Raw genomic sequence first — 18929 nt, 5'->3', positions numbered from 1 at the left:
TCGGAGATTTTTTCCGAGTCTTATTTTTTGACGGAATCCAGAGGCTTCATCCACAAAAGAACAATAAATATGATCGTGACGTAACCAAATATCGGGTATAGGTAGGAAAGCAATGTTCCATAATTTACAAAACTACCTAAGTATGAAATGACAAAAATAATGCATACCCAAACAATGCTAGGAAGTTTTAAGTAATGATTGAGTTGCTTCTCAAGACCATATACATTACCAATAACGGATGTAAAAATCTCTCCATAAATAATCAGTACATAAATCCAATAAAAACCATAAGCTAGATCTTTCATAATAGCAGCCATTGGTATCTCGTATATTTCTAAATTAGGGAGCATGATTAATGTCGCATGACTAGAAAGCAGAATAAGCGTTAACGCAGCACCCCCAATAATTCCCCCCCACTTTACCGTATCTTCATCTTCTATTTCTGCTGCAACTGGGACAAGCACCGCTTGGGCAAGCCCAATATTAAAAGCCGTATAGGAAAACGGGTTAACAACAGACTTCCATCCATCGTCAGCCGGAGGAATAAACAAAAGCTGTTCAAGAAAATGAGGTTGCTGAATCGTAACCAAAAATAACATAAAACTAAAACAAATCATCATCGGTACCACAAAAGTATTAACGGCAAATAAACCTTTGGTTCCAACAATCATGACGATAAAAGAAAGAGCTATCGTTAGCATGATTCCTAAACTTCTCGAAAGACCTAGCTGCTCCTGAAAAACGGCACCGGCACCGCTTAACATAACAGCACTCACTCCGAGTAACATGAATAACATTAAAATATTTATAGCCCCGCCTAAATAAGGGCCGAACAAAAATGTATTTAACTCCTGATATGATTTAGCTCGCATTCTTGCTGCTAGCCGCATGAGTTTAGAGCCTAAAAAGATAAAAATATAACCACTAATTAAAATCCCTATTAGTCCAATAAAACCAAATCGGGAGAAAAACTCTACGATTTCCTTTCCTGTGGCAAACCCAGCACCTACAACAGTTCCTACGTAAACTGCAGCAAGCTGAAGCGCTGCCCCCCACTTCTTTTTCACCCCATCTCCCCCCTTCCTTTTAATTATATGAAAAGAAGGACAAACAATGACGAGCTTTTTCAGGATGAAAAGAATATCAACCATCCTTGGAACAATCTTACAAAAAAAATGTAATCAAAATACTTGAAAGTCAAAAAAGGTCAAAGTATAATCAAAATACAAAAGGTCAAAGTTAGTCAAAGTCAACTTTAAAAATAGGAGGAGAAATGTATGCTTTGTCAAACATGTCAAATAACAGAAGCAACTATTGCTGTAAGAATGACGATTAATGGGAATGAAAATCAACTACATCTTTGTCAAAGCTGCTTCCAGAAGGAGCGCGACAAGATGTTATCAACTTTGGGACCAAACCTATCTGGTTTTCAACCTTTCCCCCCTTTCGAATCATTCTTTCAACCTATGAATATGAATCAAAAAGGCAAACCACAAAGAAATATGGAGACTCCACAGAAAAACACTGGGAACGGGGGCTTCATTGATCAATTCGGACGAAACTTAACGACAATGGCACAGGCTGGTTTAATTGATCCAGTGATTGGCCGTGAAGAAGAGGTTAACCGTGTCATTGAAATCTTAAATAGAAGAAATAAAAATAATCCTGTCTTAATAGGTGAACCTGGTGTTGGTAAAACAGCCATTGCAGAGCACCTGGCAGTTAAGATTGCTGAAGGAAATGTTCCAAACAAACTTAAAAACAGCCAAGTTTACCTTTTGGATGTAGCTTCTTTAGTATCAAACACAGGTATCCGTGGCCAATTTGAAGAGAGAATGAAAGAAATAATCCTTGAGCTTCAGCAAAAGAAAAATATTATCCTATTTATTGACGAAATTCATCAGTTAGTTGGTGCCGGGAGTGCAGAAGGCTCGATGGACGCTGGGAATATATTAAAGCCAGCATTAGCACGTGGCGAACTTCAACTTATTGGCGCAACAACTTTAAAAGAGTATAGAAAAATTGAGAAGGACGCCGCTCTTGAAAGACGTTTCCAACCGGTTCAAGTACAAGAACCAACAATATCCGAGGCGATTGAAATCCTTAAAGGTTTAAAAAGGAAATACGAGGACTATCATGAGGTAGTATTTACAGACGAGGCAATCGTAGCATGTGTGAATTTATCCCATCGATACATTCAAGATCGATTTCTTCCTGATAAAGCGATTGATTTACTTGATGAAGCCGGTTCAAAGCTGAACTTAATATCTAATTATTCTAATAAGGAAGGCATTGAAAATCGCTTGAAGGAAATCGCTATAGAAAAAGAAAAAGTTTTAAAGGAAGAAAAATATGAGCTCGCTGCCAAGCTACGTGAAGAAGAAAAAGAACTTGAGCAACAGTTTTCTCAAGTAGACCTTGATCATAGACCAATGGTAAAAGTAGAGCATATCCATGAATTAATTGAAAAGAAAACTAGAATTCCTGTAGGTAAACTTGAGCAATCTGAACAAGAAAAGCTACAAAAACTTGAAGGTTACTTATCAAATAAGGTAATTGGACAGCAGGAAGCTGTGAAAAAAGTAGTAAAAGCTATTCGTCGAAGTCGAGCTGGTTTAAAAGCAAAAGGACGTCCTATTGGATCCTTCCTTTTCGTTGGTCCAACCGGTGTCGGAAAAACAGAATTGTCCAAGTCATTAGCTGAAGAACTATTTGGTTCAAAAAACTCTATGATTCGCTTAGATATGAGTGAATACATGGAAAAGCACAGCGTATCTAAACTAATTGGTTCTCCTCCTGGTTATGTGGGACATGAGGAATCTGGACAGTTAACGGAACAAGTGAGACGAAATCCTTATAACATTATTTTGCTAGATGAGATTGAAAAAGCACATCCAGACGTTCTAAATATGTTCCTTCAAATCCTTGAAGACGGTAGATTAACGGATAGCCAAGGCAGAACAGTCAGTTTTAAAGATACGGTTATTATTATGACTTCCAATGCAGGTGTCGGCCATAAGACGGTAAAGGTTGGCTTTGGAAATGATCATCACGAACTCGAAAGCAATTTATTAGCTACATTAGGATCATACTTTAAGCCTGAGTTCCTCAATCGTTTTGATGCTATTATCGAATTCTCATCATTAAAAGAAGAGGATTTACTTCAAATTGTTGATATTATGATTAAAGACTTAAATAGTATGCTTAAAGAGCAACAGATGGCTGTAACAGTAACTGATGAAGTGAAAAGAAAACTTGCTACCTTAGGTTACTCTCCTTCTTTCGGAGCACGTCCGTTAAGAAGAGTGATTCAAGACCAAATTGAAGATCAAATTTCGGACTTTATTATAAACGATCCTGATTGTAAAGAATTAATCGCGGTTGTAGAGGATGATAAGGTTATTATTAAGAAAGCATAGAAATAGAAAGAGCGGAGCCACATTATGTTGGCTTCGCTCTTTTTCTTATAACTTTTGATCTTCGATTGAGTTTAACCAAGCCTCAATTTCACCTACAACAGATTGTACGCAACCATCTTCAAAAGGTGAAATTAAGTTTGCTGCTTTTACAAGCTCAGTAAAAGGCATGCTACCGCCTAAAGTACAGAGATGTAGATAATCATTCCATGCTTTTTTATGATCCTCTCCAGAACGTTTCCAGAATTGGAATGCACAAATTTGTGCCAAAGTGTAATCAATATAATAGAACGGAGTCGTATAAATATGCCCCTGACGCTGCCAGAATCCGCCCCCCTCTAAGTATTCATTACCATCGTAATCTTTGTGAGGCATGTATTTCTTTTCAATCTCACGCCAAGCTAACTTTCTTTCTTTTGGTGTAGCGGTAGGGTTTTCATACACCCAATGCTGGAATTCGTCCACACTTACCCCATATGGAAGGAATAAAAGGGCTGAGCTTAAATGAGCAAATTTATATTTATCCGTATCTTCCTTAAAAAATAGCTCCATCCATGGCCATGTGAAAAATTCCATACTCATCGAATGAATTTCAGCTGCTTCATATGTCGGCCAATTGTATTCAGGAATTTCAAAATGACTGCTTGAGTACACCTGGAATGCATGCCCTGCCTCATGGGTTAAAACATCAATATCTCCTGACGTTCCATTAAAATTTGAAAAGATAAATGGAGACTTGTAGTTTTCAATATACGTACAATATCCGCCACCAGCTTTTCCTTTCTTTGCCACCAAGTCCATTAAATGATTCTCTACCATATAATGAAAGAACTCGCCTGTTTCCTTTGATAGTTCATCATACATCTTTTGTCCATTTTGAATAATCCATTCAGGATCACCCTTCGGTACCGCATTCCCTGACTTAAACTTGAAGTTTTCGTCATAATACTTGAGAGTATCAACATCAATTCTTTGTCTTTGTCGTTCCTTTAGTTTTGTAGCAATCGGTACAATATAATCTTCCACTTGTTTTCTAAACCCTGCGACCATTTCCGCGTTATAGTCGGTACGATACATACGGTAATATGCTAGTTCAACAAAGTTTTTATATCCAAGTTTTTGAGAAATCTCTGTACGTACCTTGACCAAGTCGTCATAAATACGATCTAACTCACTTTCGTTTTCTGAAAAATAATTAAAACGAGCTTCACTTGCCTTTTTTCTCATACCTCGATCCTTCGATTCTGTAAACGGTTCCATTTGTGCTAATGTCCGTTCTTCTCCCTCGAAGGGAATTTTTGCAGCAGCAAGTAGCTTTGTATATTCCGTCGTAAGTTTATTCTCTTGTTGAAGCAAAGGAATGATTGCAGGAGAGAAAACCTTTAGCTGTGCTTCTGCTAAGGCAAAAAGCTGTTTTCCCCACTTTTCTTCTAGCTCGAGCTTAAAAGGTGAATTTACAAGCGCTTCGTAATACTTTGTAACTAATCCCTCAACACTTGGTTGAATTTCATCCGTATAATCTTGTTCCGCCTTGTAAAACTCATCATTCGTATCGATCGAATGGCGAATATAAACGAGGTTAAACATCGTGCCTAAATCATTACGTATTTTATTTATTTCTTTCATTGCCTCATTTTGCTCGTTTGCAGAGGCTGCTTTTGAAAAAACCTCTAATGCATCTAAAAATTTCTTTTCAACAACCTCAAAATTAGGTCTCTCATATGTATACTGTTCAAATTGCAAAGTAAATCCCCCTTTGTTTAAAAATTTCGAAAAAATCTCTCTTTTATTATAACTCAGGCGACAAAGAAGCACAAAAAAACAAGGCACCCCAGTCGATGCCTTTGCTTACTATTATTTCTTATTTTCTATAGATAATCCTAATTTCTTCAGGAGCTCTGTTGCTTGATCTTTTTCATCAGCTGTAAGCTCTTTCATTAATTCATGTATTTTTTGGGCATGGTCAGGAAAAATATCTTCGATAAATTTCTTCCCTTGTTCAGTGATTTGAGCATATGTTACTCTTCGATCACTAGGACAAGCGACTCTAGCAAGTAAAGACTTTTGCTCTAATTTATCCACCACGTACGTAATACTTCCACTCGCAAGGAGGATTTTTTCACCTATTTGTTGTAACGGCTGATCTCCTTTGTGGTATAAAAGTTCAAGAACAGCAAACTCTGTTGGATTAAGTCCATATGTTTGAATAAGTTTATTTACATTTTCATTGACTGACCGATATGCTCTAGATAGCACAATAAAAAGTTTTAAAGATTGACTGATTTCAGCTTCCATGATTCTCATCCCTTTAATATCCAATATTTTTACCTTTTTTGATAAAATATTTTTAATTAAGACTATTATAGAAAAACTATCTTTGTTCTGTCAAATTCCCGTTTAATCCGTAATTCCTATAAAAAGCTTACTAATATAGTGATATAATAAGCGAAGCTATGGAAAAAAATTATGTGCTTGGAGTCATTACATGAAAAGACACTTACAAAACCTACTTTTATATAGCCTCATCGTAGTACTACCAACACTAGGTGGCAGTTATATTTTTTCGCAGATTGAAAAAGAAAAAAACCTGTTAGAGCAAGTTCAACATGCAGAATGGATTGCTTCTATTCATAAATCACATTGGGATCAATTTATAAGTGAAACAGTCACTTCTATTCAAACTCTGTCTCTCACGTCAGAGATATACGTTAACAGCCCAGAAAAAATGGCCCCATTGCTTCAAAAGGCGTTTCAGACAGATCCTAGATACAGTGGCTTATTTTTATTAAACGAAGAAGGACGATTGATTGTTGGCTCTAACAATCTACTAGACGACAATCTGTACAAAAACTCGTATATTCAAGAAGTCATACGTACGAAAGATATCATTATATCTGCACAGGTGAATACATTAAAAAATAACCAAAAGGTGATCGGACTTGCTTCACCTGTGTTGGATGAGCATAGTCAACTGACATTTATCACGCTTGCACTACTGAGGGTTGACCATGTTCAAAACATAATGAAAATACTTACACCCGAAACACCTATAGTCATCCTCAACCAAGAAGATCAGGTGATCATTGATTTCGATTCCAAACATTTATATAAACAAGGTGGTCATTGGGTATCAACTCCTATGAATCAGCTACCCTGGACGATTAAAGTAAAGGTAGATGAAAACGCAGCACGTACAAATATTTCTCATTTAGTGGGAACAATCACTTTGTTCTTTATTTTGACGCATATCCTGTTTCTTTTAGTTAAATATATTTTACTAAAAAGACAATCCATTAAGGAAAGAAAACAAAATGAGGCCCAAAAACTTGAGCTGGTAGGTACATTAGCTGCTGGCACCGCACATGAAATTCGAAATCCATTAACTGGAATTAACGGCCTTATCCAGTTGCTAAGTGAAAAGCATAAAGGTGAAGAAGATCAATTTTATTTTTCGGTTATCAATAACGAAATTAAGCGAATTAATCAAATTGTGAGCGAGTTTCTAATTCTCGGAAAACCGACAGCCATGAAAAATGAGCCGATCGATATAAAAATGATTATTCAAGAGCTACAACCACTTATTTCATCTGAAGCAAACTTAAACAATGTGATATGCCATTATTCATTTCCTGAAGAACCGGTTGTTGTTTCATGTACAAAGGATCAAATGAAGCAAGTCATTTTAAATATTACGAGAAATGCATTTGAATCCATGCCCACAGGTGGTACACTTGGCATCCGTATTTCAAAAGAAAGGGAAAAATGTGTTCTTACGATCTCTGATTCGGGAGTTGGGATTGGAAAAGATGAGCTTGAGAAGATTTTCCACCCTTTTTATACGTCAAAGGCGTCAGGTACTGGCTTAGGTCTAGTTGTTTGCAAAAGAATCGTCCAATCGTTTCATGGAGAAATTGATATTACAAGTATCGAAAACAAAGGAACAACAGTGCTTGTTACATTTCCGTTAATGAGAAAATAGAGAGCTTGTTTGGCTCTCTATTTTTTTATGAGCACTATTGGAAATTATATACTTATCTACTTCTATATCATATACTTTGCCTCACGAAATAAACCATTTCATAATCACTGGAAATTTAGTAAGATATTTTTATACCATTCTTCAAAATCAAAGGAGATCTTTTTATTATGGCACAGACTGCTACTGTTCAAGAATTTAAAAAAACTGACAGTGCAACAACTTATAAAATCTTATTCATCATCGCATTATGTCACTTATTAAACGATTCGATTCAGTCGGTTGTACCCGCTATGTTCCCTATCCTTGAACAATCAATGGGTCTAAGCTTTACTCAATTAGGAATCATTGGTTTTTCACTAAATATTGTATCCTCGATCATGCAGCCCTTTGTTGGAATGATTACAGATCGTAAGCCTATGCCATTTGCTTTACCCATCGGCTTGATGTTTACTTTAATAGGAGTTCTAGGGCTAGCTTTTGCCCCTAGCTTCTTACTAATTGTCATATCGGTGGTCTTTATTGGCTTAGGATCAGCTGTTTTCCATCCTGAAGGTTCAAGGGTTGCCTATATGGCAGCAGGACCAAGAAGAGGGCTTGCACAGTCCATATATCAAGTTGGGGGTAATTCCGGGCAAGCACTAGCTCCATTAATTACGGCTCTTATACTCGTTCCTTTTGGTCAAAAAGGGGCAGGCTGGTTTACAATTGTCGCAGCAGTTGCAGTGGGGTTACTGGTTTATATTGCTTTTTGGTACGCGAACAAGCTAAAGATAGATGGTCATAAACCAAAAGAAATGAAGAAAATAGCGCCTGCATCATTTTCATTTCAACGACAAATTCGCTTCTATTTGCTTGTGATCTTATTCTTAATCTTCGCTCGTTCCTGGTATATTTCAGGAATCACTAATTACTACGCGTTTTATGCAATTGATAAGTACAGCTTTTCTATACAGCAAGCTCAGCTTTATTTATTTGTGTTTCTAGTTGCAGGAGCATTAGGTACTTTTTTCGGTGGACCGTTAGCTGACAGGTTTGGGAAAAAAACCATCATCTTGTTATCCATGATTAGTTCTGCTCCAATCACCATTTTGCTTCCCTTCGTGCCTCATTATTTCGCAGTCGTTTTACTGGCAATAGCGGGCTTCATACTTATGTCTAGTTTTTCAGTAACCGTTGTTTATGCCCAAGAACTCGTTCCCGGGAAGATAGGGACAATGGCAGGTTTGACAGTAGGATTAGCTTTTGGAATGGGAGCTTTAGGATCGGTATTTTTAGGTATATTAGCAGATACAATTGGATTGACTTTAACAATTATATCAACCGGTTTTCTCCCATTACTTGGGTTTCTAACACTTCTGCTTCCATCTGACAAACAAATTGCAGATATATACAAATAAAACGGAAGAGGCACCCTCTTCCGTTTTATTTTTTAATTCTTTCTTTCAATTGTTCTTTTTCATCTTCTGTAAAGAAGTTTTGTATTATGGGGAATAGTTCATATTGTTACTTTGATTATAAGAAAGTAAGTGCTTTTCTGTTGTGATGCTTATCACAGAGAAAATAATGTAAACGCTTTTAAAATTCTAAAAATTTTAACAATTTAGGAGGTAATTTTTTTGTAAAGCTCATATAATAAAAATATAAGAAGTTTCTATTGTAAACACGAGAGGTTAGGAGGGGTTAAAATGTATCAATGTAATCTACAAGAATTTTACCCAACCGCATTTATTCGAATTGGAGAGAATGACCAGTCCATGCTAAAAGGAAGTCGATTCATGTCTGAGGCTTCTGTACACTGGCTAGTCGCATTAGACGGTCATCCTAAAAATGGAACAGAAGATTTTTATGTTTGGAATGTTCTTGTTTACCTTGCAGACCATCATGGAAACTTTGAGTTAAGTCAACCACATTATTGTTCTGAAAGTTATTCCTGCTTTGAACAGGCTTGCAATACAGCTAAAGATCTTATGGTTAGTGGACTTAACGACGAGATGATGAAATACACGGTAAGAGTAAGAATAAGCTAAATAGATTTTAATCAATACTTTTGGCTTTTCCTTTTTAGGCTACTATGTGAAAATTTATACATAACGATAAATAGGATGGAATTCATAGAGGTCTATCGAAGAAGTAAATCTATAATTGGTAGCTATATAAGTAGTTTTCAACAAACTGAACAATTTCTAAATGTTGCTTATCGGTTTTGTTCTTTTCAAGTTCCTTTAGCCGCTTTTTCGCCTTCAGAACATAGGGCTGCAAAGTAGGACGAGTCCCCGCCTCTTTCACTGTTAATTCTCCATTTAATATATCAATGGCTGCCTCCTGAACTTGTACATCACAAGTTAAATAGTAGAGTATTCCAGCTAAATACGATGTTCGATCCATACTGTCTCCTCCTATCTATTAATAGAACCTATTTTAATAGTAACGGAATGTTTGTTCGTTTTCAACCATATTATCGGAATCTTTAAATAATTCACATTTTATACACAATATTCAGGACATAACAAAACAAAGACACCAATCATATCCATGAAGGTGTCTTTTGCTCAACTATTTATTTGCTGTTACGCTAATCGAAACACAATTCCATGGCCGCCTTTTGGATATTCCCATTTAATATTTTGGTATGGGCAACCAATGCGGCAGCTTCCACATTCGTGGCAGCCCTCGTACCCTACTTGCATTCTCGTGCCTTCCCACTTGTATACTTCTGCTGGACAGAATACGGTACAAATTTTATCAGGACATTTTGTCATACAAATATCGTGGTCAAGCACTGTTAGATGAGATTTCGTGTCACACTTAAAACGCAATAAGTACTGTTTTTCCTCGATAGTTTTCGTTGACATTATTTCACCGCCTTCCAAGCACGATAGACATCTTGAATGACTTTAAACGTTCCTTTGGTCCCAGTTACACTTCTCATGATTTGTTTTTGTTTTTCACGCTTTGGTGTTCCGTCGACTGTAAAGAATTTACTCATTGCCTGATTCATCATTGGAATATACTCTTTAAAATACTGAGGATGATGCTCAAATGTGTGGGCAGCATCTTTATATTTTTCTAAGTCCTTCATAATAAAGCTATTATATAAAGCTTCACGGTAACTATTTAAACTTGCCTCACTAAAATCATTTCTTTCCTTTGCACGAATAATGGCTTCAGCTGCCATCTTTCTTGATGACATCGCCATATTTGAGCCTTCTCGATGGATAGCGTTTACTAATTGGGCCGCATCTCCGACAACTACAACCCCATTACCTGCCACTTTGGGTACCGAATGATATCCTCCTTCTGGAATTAAATGCGCCAAATACTCCGCAGACTCCCCACCCGCAAGTAGTGGTTTTACCATGGCATGATTTTTCAAGTAATCTAGCAAATCATATGGCTTGAGCTTTGCCTTTATCATGCTGGATAGAGTTGTACCTACACCTATATTAATACTTTCTTTATTCGTATATATAAAGGCTGTACCAAGGTTCCCCTTTGTTGAATCACCAAAGATTTCAATCGTACAACCTTGGTTCTCCTCAAGGTTAAAGCGGTCGTTAATCTTTTCTTTTGATAGATTAATAACCTCCATTACCGTAAGAGCAACTTCATCAGGACGAAATTCTTTATGAAAGCCAAGCTGCTTGCCTAACAGAGAGTTTACACCATCAGCTAATACGACTACATCCGCATACACATCTCCATCAGGACGATCGGTCCGAACCCCTACCACTTTTCCATTTTCTACAATACACTCATTGGCTACTGTTTCATTGATGAGCAATACCCCTTGTTCCACCCCTTTTGCCGCAAACCATTGATCAAACGGAGCTCTTAATACGGTAAAGTTATTATAAGGTTCCTTTCCCCACTCTAATCCTTTGTAGCCAAAAGAGACGGTAGACTCCTTATCCATCATCCAGAAGCGTTGTTCAATAACAGGTCTTTCTAATGGCGCTTCCTTCCAAAACTCAGGAATAATCTCCTCCATTTGTTTCCTGTATAATACGCCACCCATTACGTTTTTACTTCCTGGATATTCCCCACGCTCGAGTTGGAGCACCTTCAATCCGTTCTTTGCACATGTATAGGCACATGAAGTTCCTGCAGGTCCAGCACCAACAACAATGACGTCAAATTTTTCAGGCATAACTGATTTCACCACCCTTTTCTGTACGTATTTCTTTAAATTGTTGGATGAGTTTCGGGAGAATGTCCAAAGCATCCCCTACAATTCCATAGGTTGCTATATCAAAAATAGGTGCACTTGCATCCTTGTTAATGGCGATAATAATTTCTGAATTCTTCATACCGACTACGTGTTGAATAGCACCTGAGATACCGACTGCGAAGTATATTTTTGGTGTTACCGTTTCACCCGTTTGCCCAATTTGCAACTCATGTGGGAGCCAGCCAGCTTCTACCACATCCCTCGTTCCACCAACACTTGCACCAATCACTTCTGCAAGCTCATAGATTAATGAAAAATTTTGCTGATCCCCTAATCCCTTTCCACCGCAAACAATGATATGTGCATCCGCAAGATTGGCTCTTTTCGTTACATCCTTCACAACTTTGAGCACTTTTGTTCTCATATCGTCCTCATACAATTCGATATTTTCTTCAATGATTACTCCCTGCCGCTCTTTATCTCGTTCAAGAGCTTTCATTACTTTCGGTCGAACGGTTGCCATTTGAGGTCGATGCTTTTTACATAAAATCGTAGCCATAATATTTCCACCAAAGGCGGGTCTACTTGCCTCCAATAACCTTTTATCAAGATCCACATCTAACATGGTTGTATCTGCAGTCAAACCCGTACTTAAATCAGTTGCTACAGCACTGGCAAGGTCCTTACCGTTTGGTGTGGCTCCGTATAAAAATATCTCAGGACTGTATTTTTCAGCGAGAAGAACCACGCCCTTCATATAGGATTCTGTCCGGTACTCTTCTAATACTGGATGATCAATCACATACACCTTATCCGCCCCGTAGGAGATGACTTGATTACATAGGGCTTTAACATCTTTACCTAGCAGGACTCCACAAAGCGAAACACTTAACTTATCTGCTAACTTTCTTCCTGCTCCAAGCAATTCTAACGAAACACCTTCAATTTCGCCTTCATTCTGTTCAATGAATACCCACACGCCACGGTATTCTTTACTCATTTTAGGCACCCCCATCATCACGTATTAATGTGTATCACTTCACATGAAAAAGTTCTTTTTTCTCTTCAAGTAAGCATTTGATCAGCTCTCTTACTTGTTCATCTGAAGAGCCCTCTAAACGCTTCCCACCCTCATGCTTTGGAGGAGTAAACATTTTACCAACGATGGTAGGTGATCCTTTAAGTCCTAGCTGTGTTCGGTCCACGTCTCCTAGATCGTTTACCGTCCAAACAACGGGTTCGTACCTTGCAGCTTTTAACATATTAGGAAGAGGGGAATATTCTATCGCATTGATTTCTTTTTCGACAGTCAATAAGCATGGCATTTGGATTTGAAGCAACTGGTACCCTCCTGACAGCTTTCTCTTAACAACTACGTTTTGCTCCTTTTCATTAAGTTCTGTCACTTCGATCACGTTTGTAACTGGAGGAATATCCAATCTTCTTGCAATTCCAGGTCCCACTTGCCCAGTGTCTCCATCAATCGCATGCTTTCCACAAAGAATCATATCAATCGGTCTGATACTGGCGATTTTATCTAAAGCCTTCGATAATGCATAGCTTGTTGCTAATGTATCTGCACCTGCAAATGCGCGGTCAGAAATCAAATATCCCTCGTCAGCACCAATTTCAACGCTTTTTTTAATAATCGCATTTGCTTGTGGTGGCCCCATCGATAAAACAGAAATATATACTTCTTTGATGAAACGCTTCATCCGAACGGCTTCTTGGACAGCATGTGCATCGTAAGGATTTAAAATTGCTGGGGCACTTCGACGATCAAGCGTATTCGTCTTAGGATTAATCTTAATGATCTTCGTGTCTGGTACCTGCTTGACACAAACTACAATGTGCATACAAATCCCCTCCTTAATGACTAAAGGCTAAATCAGCTATATATATTTTGCAAAGCTTCGTAATAACGATATATGTATCGGTTTACGAGCATAGTACAAACAAATTAGATGATATTTTTTGTGTATAATAATTTTTGTATGCGTTTTCATTAAAGTGTAGTTAGTTAGAAGTGAATGGCTTACGGAATCTTCATTTTTGTATATCTACATATTTAAATGGTGGGGTTTATCCACTAGGATGGAATAACATTTATTTTTTGAAGGGAATGGTCCAGTACTTACCATTCTAGTTATTATATTAAAAGAAATTCAACTTTTCCCATATGATAAAAATCACAGATGTCATTCAAATTTCATATATGTAATTGTGTGAGCAATCGCTCATATAGATTTACAGCATACGACTCAAAAATACGAAATGGAATTTGATGAAAAAGCGATGTTGATTATTGCAGCGATTACGCTCCATAATATTCCCGAAGGATTATCAGTTGGAGTTAGTTATGCTACAACTGCTGAAGCGAATACAGGAAATCTAATCGCTTTTGCCATCGGACTCCAAAACGCTCCTGAAGGATTTTTAGTAGCCCTATTTTTAGTGAATCAAAAAATTGAAAAAAGCAAGGCGTTTGTAGTAGCTACTTTAACAGGTGCAATCGAAATTGTTACAAGTTTACTAGGTTTCTATTTAACTTCCTATGTTGCAAGTCTCGTCCCCTATGGTCTAGCCTTTGCAGCTGGAGCTATGCTGTTCATTATATATAAAGAGTTAATACCTGAAAGTCATGGGGATGGCAATGAACGTACATCCACTTACTCCTTTATTTTTGGTTTACTATTTATGATATTGCTAATTGACCTCTTTTCATAATATGAATTCGGCATGTGTATACATGCCGCTTTTTTATTTCCTTTGAATGATTAAGTTCCAGATTTACTTACATAGAAACGATTTATTGTATAATAAATAACAAGGATCGATACAAATGGAGGTGACTTAATGGAAAAACAACTTATTCACGAAGCCATTCAAATGAATTTAGAGAACCAAATACAGCACCGAAAATTACCGAAAAAAAGTATTATTAAAAGAGCTGTTTTTATTTTTATTGGCGCTATCCTAATGGCTGTAGGATTAGAAATTTTCCTCATACCCAATCAAATTATGGATGGTGGAATCGTTGGGATATCAATTATTCTCTCTCATATTACTGCGATTAAAATTGGTCTAATCATCTTCATTTTAAATGTTCCATTCTTTTTCATCGGATATAAACAAATTGGAAAAACCTTCGCACTATCTACACTCTTCGCTATCACCATATTATCAATTACAACCGTATATCTTCATCCCGTTCCTGCTTTTACTGATGACATCCTGTTAGCAACCGTATTTGGGGGAATTGCCTTAGGGTCAGGGGTAGGACTAGTCATCCGGTATGGAGGCTCACTGGACGGTACAGAAATCCTTGCCATATTGATCAATAAAAAGATTCCTTTTTCCGTTGGAGAAGTGATTATGTTTTTTAATATTTTTATTTTTGGTACCGGGGGATTTGTATTTGGATGGGACCGAGCGATGTATTCGGTTTTAGCCTATTTTATTGCTTTTAAAACCATTGATATCGTTATTGAAGGTTTAGATCAATCAAAATCTGCATGGATCATTAGCGATAAGCATAAAGAAATTGGTGAGGCGATTTTGGCCCGTCTCGGTCGGGGTGTCACCTTCCTCTCAGGAGAAGGAGCCTATACAGGAGAGGATAAAAAAGTTATTTTCTGTGTCATTACCCGCCTAGAAGAAGCAAAGCTCAAGCTCATTATAGAAGATTTAGATAGCAATGCCTTTCTCGCCGTTGCAGACATAGCCGAAGTTAGAGGTGGGAGATTTAAAAAGCGAGCGATCCATTAGAATATCCACAAAAAAGGAAGGAGCGCTAACGACTCCTTCCTTTTCAATCTATTTATACGCATATGATGTTATTTTGCCATACAAACATAGCTTGTTTTCTGGTTATCTTTATTTCTCTTTTGCTTTTTCTTTTCTCTTGTGATAAGCATTGATATTCAAAAATCAACTTATCAAGCTCCTGACTACATTCGATCGTCTCTTCTCCACCTAAACCATTTGCTTGTGCAGATTCAATCATTTTCTCTCTCATTTGTTGAATCGTGGCAAGCATTTCACTGCTATTCTGCTGCACCCCGCTAACCTCCTAATACTCCCTTAAATCCCCTAAAAAAAATGATCACTTGATGAATTATTGCAAGAATTCGAATAAAAGTAAATAGAATCGCAAAATAAGACAAATTTTTCTAAATATTTCGGAATACGACAAAAAACCACCCTAAAACTCCTATTACTTTTCGACAATTATCGATTTTATCCACCAAAAGTAATAAAGACACTAGGAGTATAGACTCTAGTGCCTTGATAACTATTATTAAGCTTCTACTTCATTCTTTTCGTAGATTGGAACCCATCCTTCAGTAGTTACAAAAATACGGATAGCTACTACTTTTCTATCCTCTTGAAGAGTAAAATAATGTCTAACATTCGGAGGAACTGAAATAAGATCACCAGGATTTAGAAATACCTCAAAAAATTCTCCGTCTAACCCTTGAATAATAAATACCCCGTGTCCACTAACGATAAAGCGTACCTCATCGTCTGTATGGTGGTGTTCTTGTTGGAAGTTCTTTAATAGTTGCTCTAGGTTTGGAGTGTGTTCAGCAAGAGAAATAACATCCTGTGCCTTGTATCCACGCTTCTCTGAAATTTCAGCAATTTCAGTTGAGAATGCGGATAAGATTTCTGCTTTCTCTGCATCTGTTAAAATATATTTCTCTTGAAGATTGCTAGGTAGTTTTGTAATATCCCAATTCTCATAGATTACCTCTTGTGATTGTAAAAACGCTGCTACTTCTTTTTGATCTCTAATCTCTTCTTTTGTACTTTGAAAAACGATATGTGCCATTTTTTCATACTCCTTTATATTTTATTTTTTATATTCTAAAAGTCTTAGATGATAACGAAATAAAAATTCGGATGCTTCTAGTAGTTTTTTTGCCTCGAATGCATTTTTCCCCCACACTGTTATTCCATGGTTTCTGATTAACACAACGCCTTTGTCCTCTTTTACATGTTCACTAAACTCCTGTGCTAGTGTCGGAATATGAGCTGGATTACTGATAATAGGAACTCGAAGTACGGCATCTTCTTCCCATAAATCAAATGCTTTAATAAGCTCCTGGCCAGTAAAAGTGATTTCTCCTTGATCGCCATATAATTCAGATATGATATTATTATCAATTGTATGAACGTGTAAACTACACCCAGCAGCTGTTTTATTATAGATTTCCACATGTAATAAGGTTTCAGCAGATGGCTTCAAATGCGTCTCATTTACTGGTTTTCCATTCTCATCGACGAGCAGAAAATCCTCTGACGTTCGCTTCCTCTTATCCTTGCCACTTGCTGTTACTAAGAATTGTAAAGGATTGTCGCTAACCTTTATGGCTAAATTCCCGCTCGTTCCCATAAACCAATCTCGAACAGCAAGTTCATCCTTCACATCAGCAAGCTCTTCCCAACGTTCAGTTAACTGACTCATCCAATCAACTCCTCTACTTGCGACATATGCTTGATCACATCATAGAAATCAACAAACTCTCTATGATTCAATCCATACTCTATTGATTTTTCTAATAGCAGTTCTCTTGCAATCACTAGATCAGCTTGCTTAGCTGCTTGCAAATCGGTTACTGAATCACCGATAACGACTTTGTAGAAATCTTCTTTAAGTCCACGAATAATAGTAGGTTTACAGCAGCCACAATCGTTCTGACAATGCTCATCACATGCATTTGGCCAAAGAATATTGATATACTCTCCACTAAAATCGGAAGCATTACAATAGACTCCTGAAAAAGGACCATAAGCTTGTAGAATAGGATAAACGAAGAAATCAATACCTCCACTAACAACATACAAAGGAATATTCTTCTCCTTCAAAAACTTCACAAAATCAGCAAATCCTTCACGTATTTTCACATTTTCAATTGCATACGTAATGATTTCTTCCTTTTTAGATGAAGGAAGCAACGAGAATAGCTTACCAACTCCTTCCCGAATGGAAATACGCTCTGACAAAATGTCGTCTTTTAGTGCTTCCCATTCAGGTGGAGCAAATCTTTTCATAATGGCAATAATGTTATCCTTCTCGGTGATTGTGCCATCGAAATCACAAAATACAGCTATCTTCTTGCTCATGATGGTTTTGCCACCTCAGTAACTCCCCACAGTTCAATCGCTTTTGCAAGTTCAGGATATTGCTGTGAATTTTCTCTCAATGGCAGACCTTTTTGACTTAAATCAATAGCTTGGCGGAAAGCTAGACCTCCACCTTTCGCACCAGCTGGATGACCATGTACACCACCACCAGCATTAATGACACTATCTAAGCCAAAATCTTGTAGTAAAAGTGGAACAAGTCCAGGATGAATACCAGCTGAAGGCACTGGGAAACTCTTATTCATAGATTCTGACTGATCTGTTAACGCTTTAGCAATTGATAATGCTGCATTCTTTTCCAAAGCCACAGAACCGTATGGAGACGGGAATAAAGACAAGTCAGCTCCAGCGTAACGCAACAATTTCCCAAGTAGTAGGGAATGAGAAATTCCGTACACATCAGATGAAGTGAGCGCTCCACTCACAGCTGGATGTGCCATAATCGGAAGATCGACATTCTCTTCTTCGCGTAATTCCTGAAGAACATCAAGTCCATACGCAAACACATTAAACAATAGTAAGTCCGCACCAAGTTCTTTTGCTTTTTTAGCTTTGTCAATTAATTGAGACGTACGTCCTGTCAAGTTCACAGCATACAAAGTACGATGTCCAGTTTCTTCATAGACCTGTTGTAGAACTTCTCTTCCTCCAGTAATTCTTTGTTCAAATGGAGTTAATGGGTTTTCAAACAATATTTCATCATCTTTTACAAAATCGACTCCACCCAATGCTTGTTCGCGCAATTGGCTGATGAGGAATGGAAGATCTCTACCAAGAATTCCTTTAAAAATACTCATTAATAACGGACGATCATATACACCCAGCTTGTCTCTTAGGCCATTGATACCAAACTTAGGACCTGGAAAAGCTGTTTTTAACTCTTCTGAAAAATCAAGATCTAATAGCTTAATCTTCCCGTCAAGTGAAAGCTTTCCAAACACTGTTGTTAAAATAGCTGGAAGATCTAGCGAAAAGTTATTTGAAGGATAAGCGATTTTTAACACCGCTACCGTTTCATTTGTATGTTCATCTATGTGTAATTTTTCTGCGGAAATAACTCTACCTTTATATTTTTTCAATTGCTCTTGCTCAAGCTTTTGTAATTGAGTCCATGAACCAACCGTTAAACCAAGCGCAATTTCCTCTGCTTTTTTCTCTGGGTTGTGTTTGGCGTCATGTACTAAGTACGTTGCGATGATCTCACTCATTTGCTTTC

18 protein-coding genes and 1 pseudogene are annotated in these 18929 nt (G+C 37.4%); 6 read left to right on the top strand and 13 right to left on the bottom strand.

Annotation, left to right across the window (positions count from 1 at the left end):
• Window positions 1–20: 20 nt before the first annotated feature.
• Window positions 21–1067 (bottom strand): YkvI family membrane protein, encoded by a 1047-nt coding sequence (locus MKX65_RS07180; protein WP_340903019.1) that lies wholly within the window; start codon window positions 1065–1067, stop codon window positions 21–23.
• A gap of 210 nt (window positions 1068–1277) precedes the next feature.
• On the opposite strand from MKX65_RS07180, the gene MKX65_RS07175 reads away from it, so the two are divergent.
• A complete protein-coding gene (locus MKX65_RS07175; protein ID WP_340903018.1) occupies window positions 1278–3419 on the top strand; it encodes an ATP-dependent Clp protease ATP-binding subunit in 2142 nt (713 codons plus the stop codon).
• Window positions 3420–3464: 45 nt separating this feature from the next.
• Here the strand turns inward: MKX65_RS07175 and MKX65_RS07170 are convergent, their stop codons facing one another.
• Window positions 3465–5159 (bottom strand): M3 family oligoendopeptidase, encoded by a 1695-nt coding sequence (locus tag MKX65_RS07170; RefSeq protein ID WP_340903017.1) that lies wholly within the window; start codon window positions 5157–5159, stop codon window positions 3465–3467.
• A 111-nt stretch (window positions 5160–5270) separates the two neighbouring features.
• Window positions 5271–5720, bottom strand: a complete 450-nt coding sequence (locus MKX65_RS07165; RefSeq protein WP_377058807.1) for a MarR family winged helix-turn-helix transcriptional regulator — start codon at window positions 5718–5720, stop codon at window positions 5271–5273.
• A 181-nt stretch (window positions 5721–5901) separates the two neighbouring features.
• Here MKX65_RS07165 and MKX65_RS07160 point away from each other — a divergent pair, with 181 nt between their 5' ends.
• From MKX65_RS07160 to MKX65_RS07150, 3 genes are all read left to right on the top strand, one after another.
• Window positions 5902–7395, top strand: coding sequence for an ATP-binding protein (locus tag MKX65_RS07160; RefSeq protein WP_340903014.1), 1494 nt, complete (start codon window positions 5902–5904; stop codon window positions 7393–7395).
• A 167-nt stretch (window positions 7396–7562) separates the two neighbouring features.
• Entirely contained in the window at window positions 7563–8792 is a 1230-nt protein-coding gene (locus MKX65_RS07155) for an MFS transporter (protein ID WP_340903012.1), read from the top strand.
• Window positions 8793–9080: 288 nt separating this feature from the next.
• On the top strand, window positions 9081–9422 hold the full coding sequence (locus MKX65_RS07150) for a hypothetical protein (RefSeq protein ID WP_160549483.1): 342 nt from the start codon (window positions 9081–9083) through the stop codon (window positions 9420–9422).
• A gap of 109 nt (window positions 9423–9531) precedes the next feature.
• Here the strand turns inward: MKX65_RS07150 and MKX65_RS07145 are convergent, their stop codons facing one another.
• From MKX65_RS07145 to MKX65_RS07125, 5 genes are all read right to left on the bottom strand, one after another.
• Window positions 9532–9780: a hypothetical protein gene (locus MKX65_RS07145; protein WP_160549484.1), complete on the bottom strand. Its 249-nt coding sequence runs from the start codon at window positions 9778–9780 to the stop codon at window positions 9532–9534.
• 182 nt (window positions 9781–9962) lie between these two features.
• Window positions 9963–10247 (bottom strand): ferredoxin family protein, encoded by a 285-nt coding sequence (locus MKX65_RS07140; RefSeq protein ID WP_160549486.1) that lies wholly within the window; start codon window positions 10245–10247, stop codon window positions 9963–9965.
• A complete protein-coding gene (locus MKX65_RS07135) occupies window positions 10247–11542 on the bottom strand; it encodes an FAD-dependent oxidoreductase (RefSeq protein WP_340903007.1) in 1296 nt (431 codons plus the stop codon). Before MKX65_RS07135 ends, MKX65_RS07140 begins: the two co-directional genes overlap by 1 nt.
• Window positions 11535–12563: an FAD-binding protein gene (locus MKX65_RS07130; RefSeq protein ID WP_160549488.1), complete on the bottom strand. Its 1029-nt coding sequence runs from the start codon at window positions 12561–12563 to the stop codon at window positions 11535–11537. Before MKX65_RS07130 ends, MKX65_RS07135 begins: the two co-directional genes overlap by 8 nt.
• Before the next feature lie 34 nt (window positions 12564–12597).
• Entirely contained in the window at window positions 12598–13419 is an 822-nt protein-coding gene (locus MKX65_RS07125; RefSeq protein WP_160549489.1) for an electron transfer flavoprotein subunit beta/FixA family protein, read from the bottom strand.
• A gap of 376 nt (window positions 13420–13795) precedes the next feature.
• On the opposite strand from MKX65_RS07125, the pseudogene MKX65_RS07120 reads away from it, so the two are divergent.
• A pseudogene (locus tag MKX65_RS07120) lies at window positions 13796–14290 on the top strand (ZIP family metal transporter); the annotation flags it as partial.
• A 162-nt stretch (window positions 14291–14452) separates the two neighbouring features.
• The gene (locus tag MKX65_RS07115; protein ID WP_445677946.1) at window positions 14453–15331 is read left to right on the top strand and encodes a YitT family protein; all 879 of its coding nucleotides are present in this window, start codon (window positions 14453–14455) and stop codon (window positions 15329–15331) included.
• Window positions 15332–15383: 52 nt separating this feature from the next.
• On the opposite strand, the gene MKX65_RS07110 is transcribed toward MKX65_RS07115, so the two are convergent.
• From MKX65_RS07110 to MKX65_RS07090, 5 genes are all read right to left on the bottom strand, one after another.
• Window positions 15384–15623 (bottom strand): aspartyl-phosphate phosphatase Spo0E family protein, encoded by a 240-nt coding sequence (locus tag MKX65_RS07110; RefSeq protein WP_340903001.1) that lies wholly within the window; start codon window positions 15621–15623, stop codon window positions 15384–15386.
• A 240-nt stretch (window positions 15624–15863) separates the two neighbouring features.
• Window positions 15864–16397 (bottom strand): cupin domain-containing protein, encoded by a 534-nt coding sequence (locus MKX65_RS07105; protein WP_160546331.1) that lies wholly within the window; start codon window positions 16395–16397, stop codon window positions 15864–15866.
• Window positions 16398–16418: 21 nt separating this feature from the next.
• A complete protein-coding gene (locus MKX65_RS07100) occupies window positions 16419–17033 on the bottom strand; it encodes a methylthioribulose 1-phosphate dehydratase (protein WP_340902998.1) in 615 nt (204 codons plus the stop codon).
• The gene (locus MKX65_RS07095) at window positions 17030–17692 is read right to left on the bottom strand and encodes a 2-hydroxy-3-keto-5-methylthiopentenyl-1-phosphate phosphatase (protein WP_340902996.1); all 663 of its coding nucleotides are present in this window, start codon (window positions 17690–17692) and stop codon (window positions 17030–17032) included. Before MKX65_RS07095 ends, MKX65_RS07100 begins: the two co-directional genes overlap by 4 nt.
• Window positions 17689–18921, bottom strand: a complete 1233-nt coding sequence (locus MKX65_RS07090) for a 2,3-diketo-5-methylthiopentyl-1-phosphate enolase (protein ID WP_160546464.1) — start codon at window positions 18919–18921, stop codon at window positions 17689–17691. The genes MKX65_RS07095 and MKX65_RS07090 overlap by 4 nt, the downstream gene beginning before the upstream one ends.
• Between the last annotated feature and the right edge of the window lie 8 nt (window positions 18922–18929).

Source organism: Robertmurraya sp. FSL R5-0851 (assembly GCF_038002965.1).
Lineage (GTDB): Bacteria > Bacillota > Bacilli > Bacillales > Cytobacillaceae > Robertmurraya_A > Robertmurraya_A beringensis.
The sequence above is the reverse complement of the archived record's forward strand: the minus strand, read 5'-3'. Positions and strand labels throughout refer to the sequence as shown.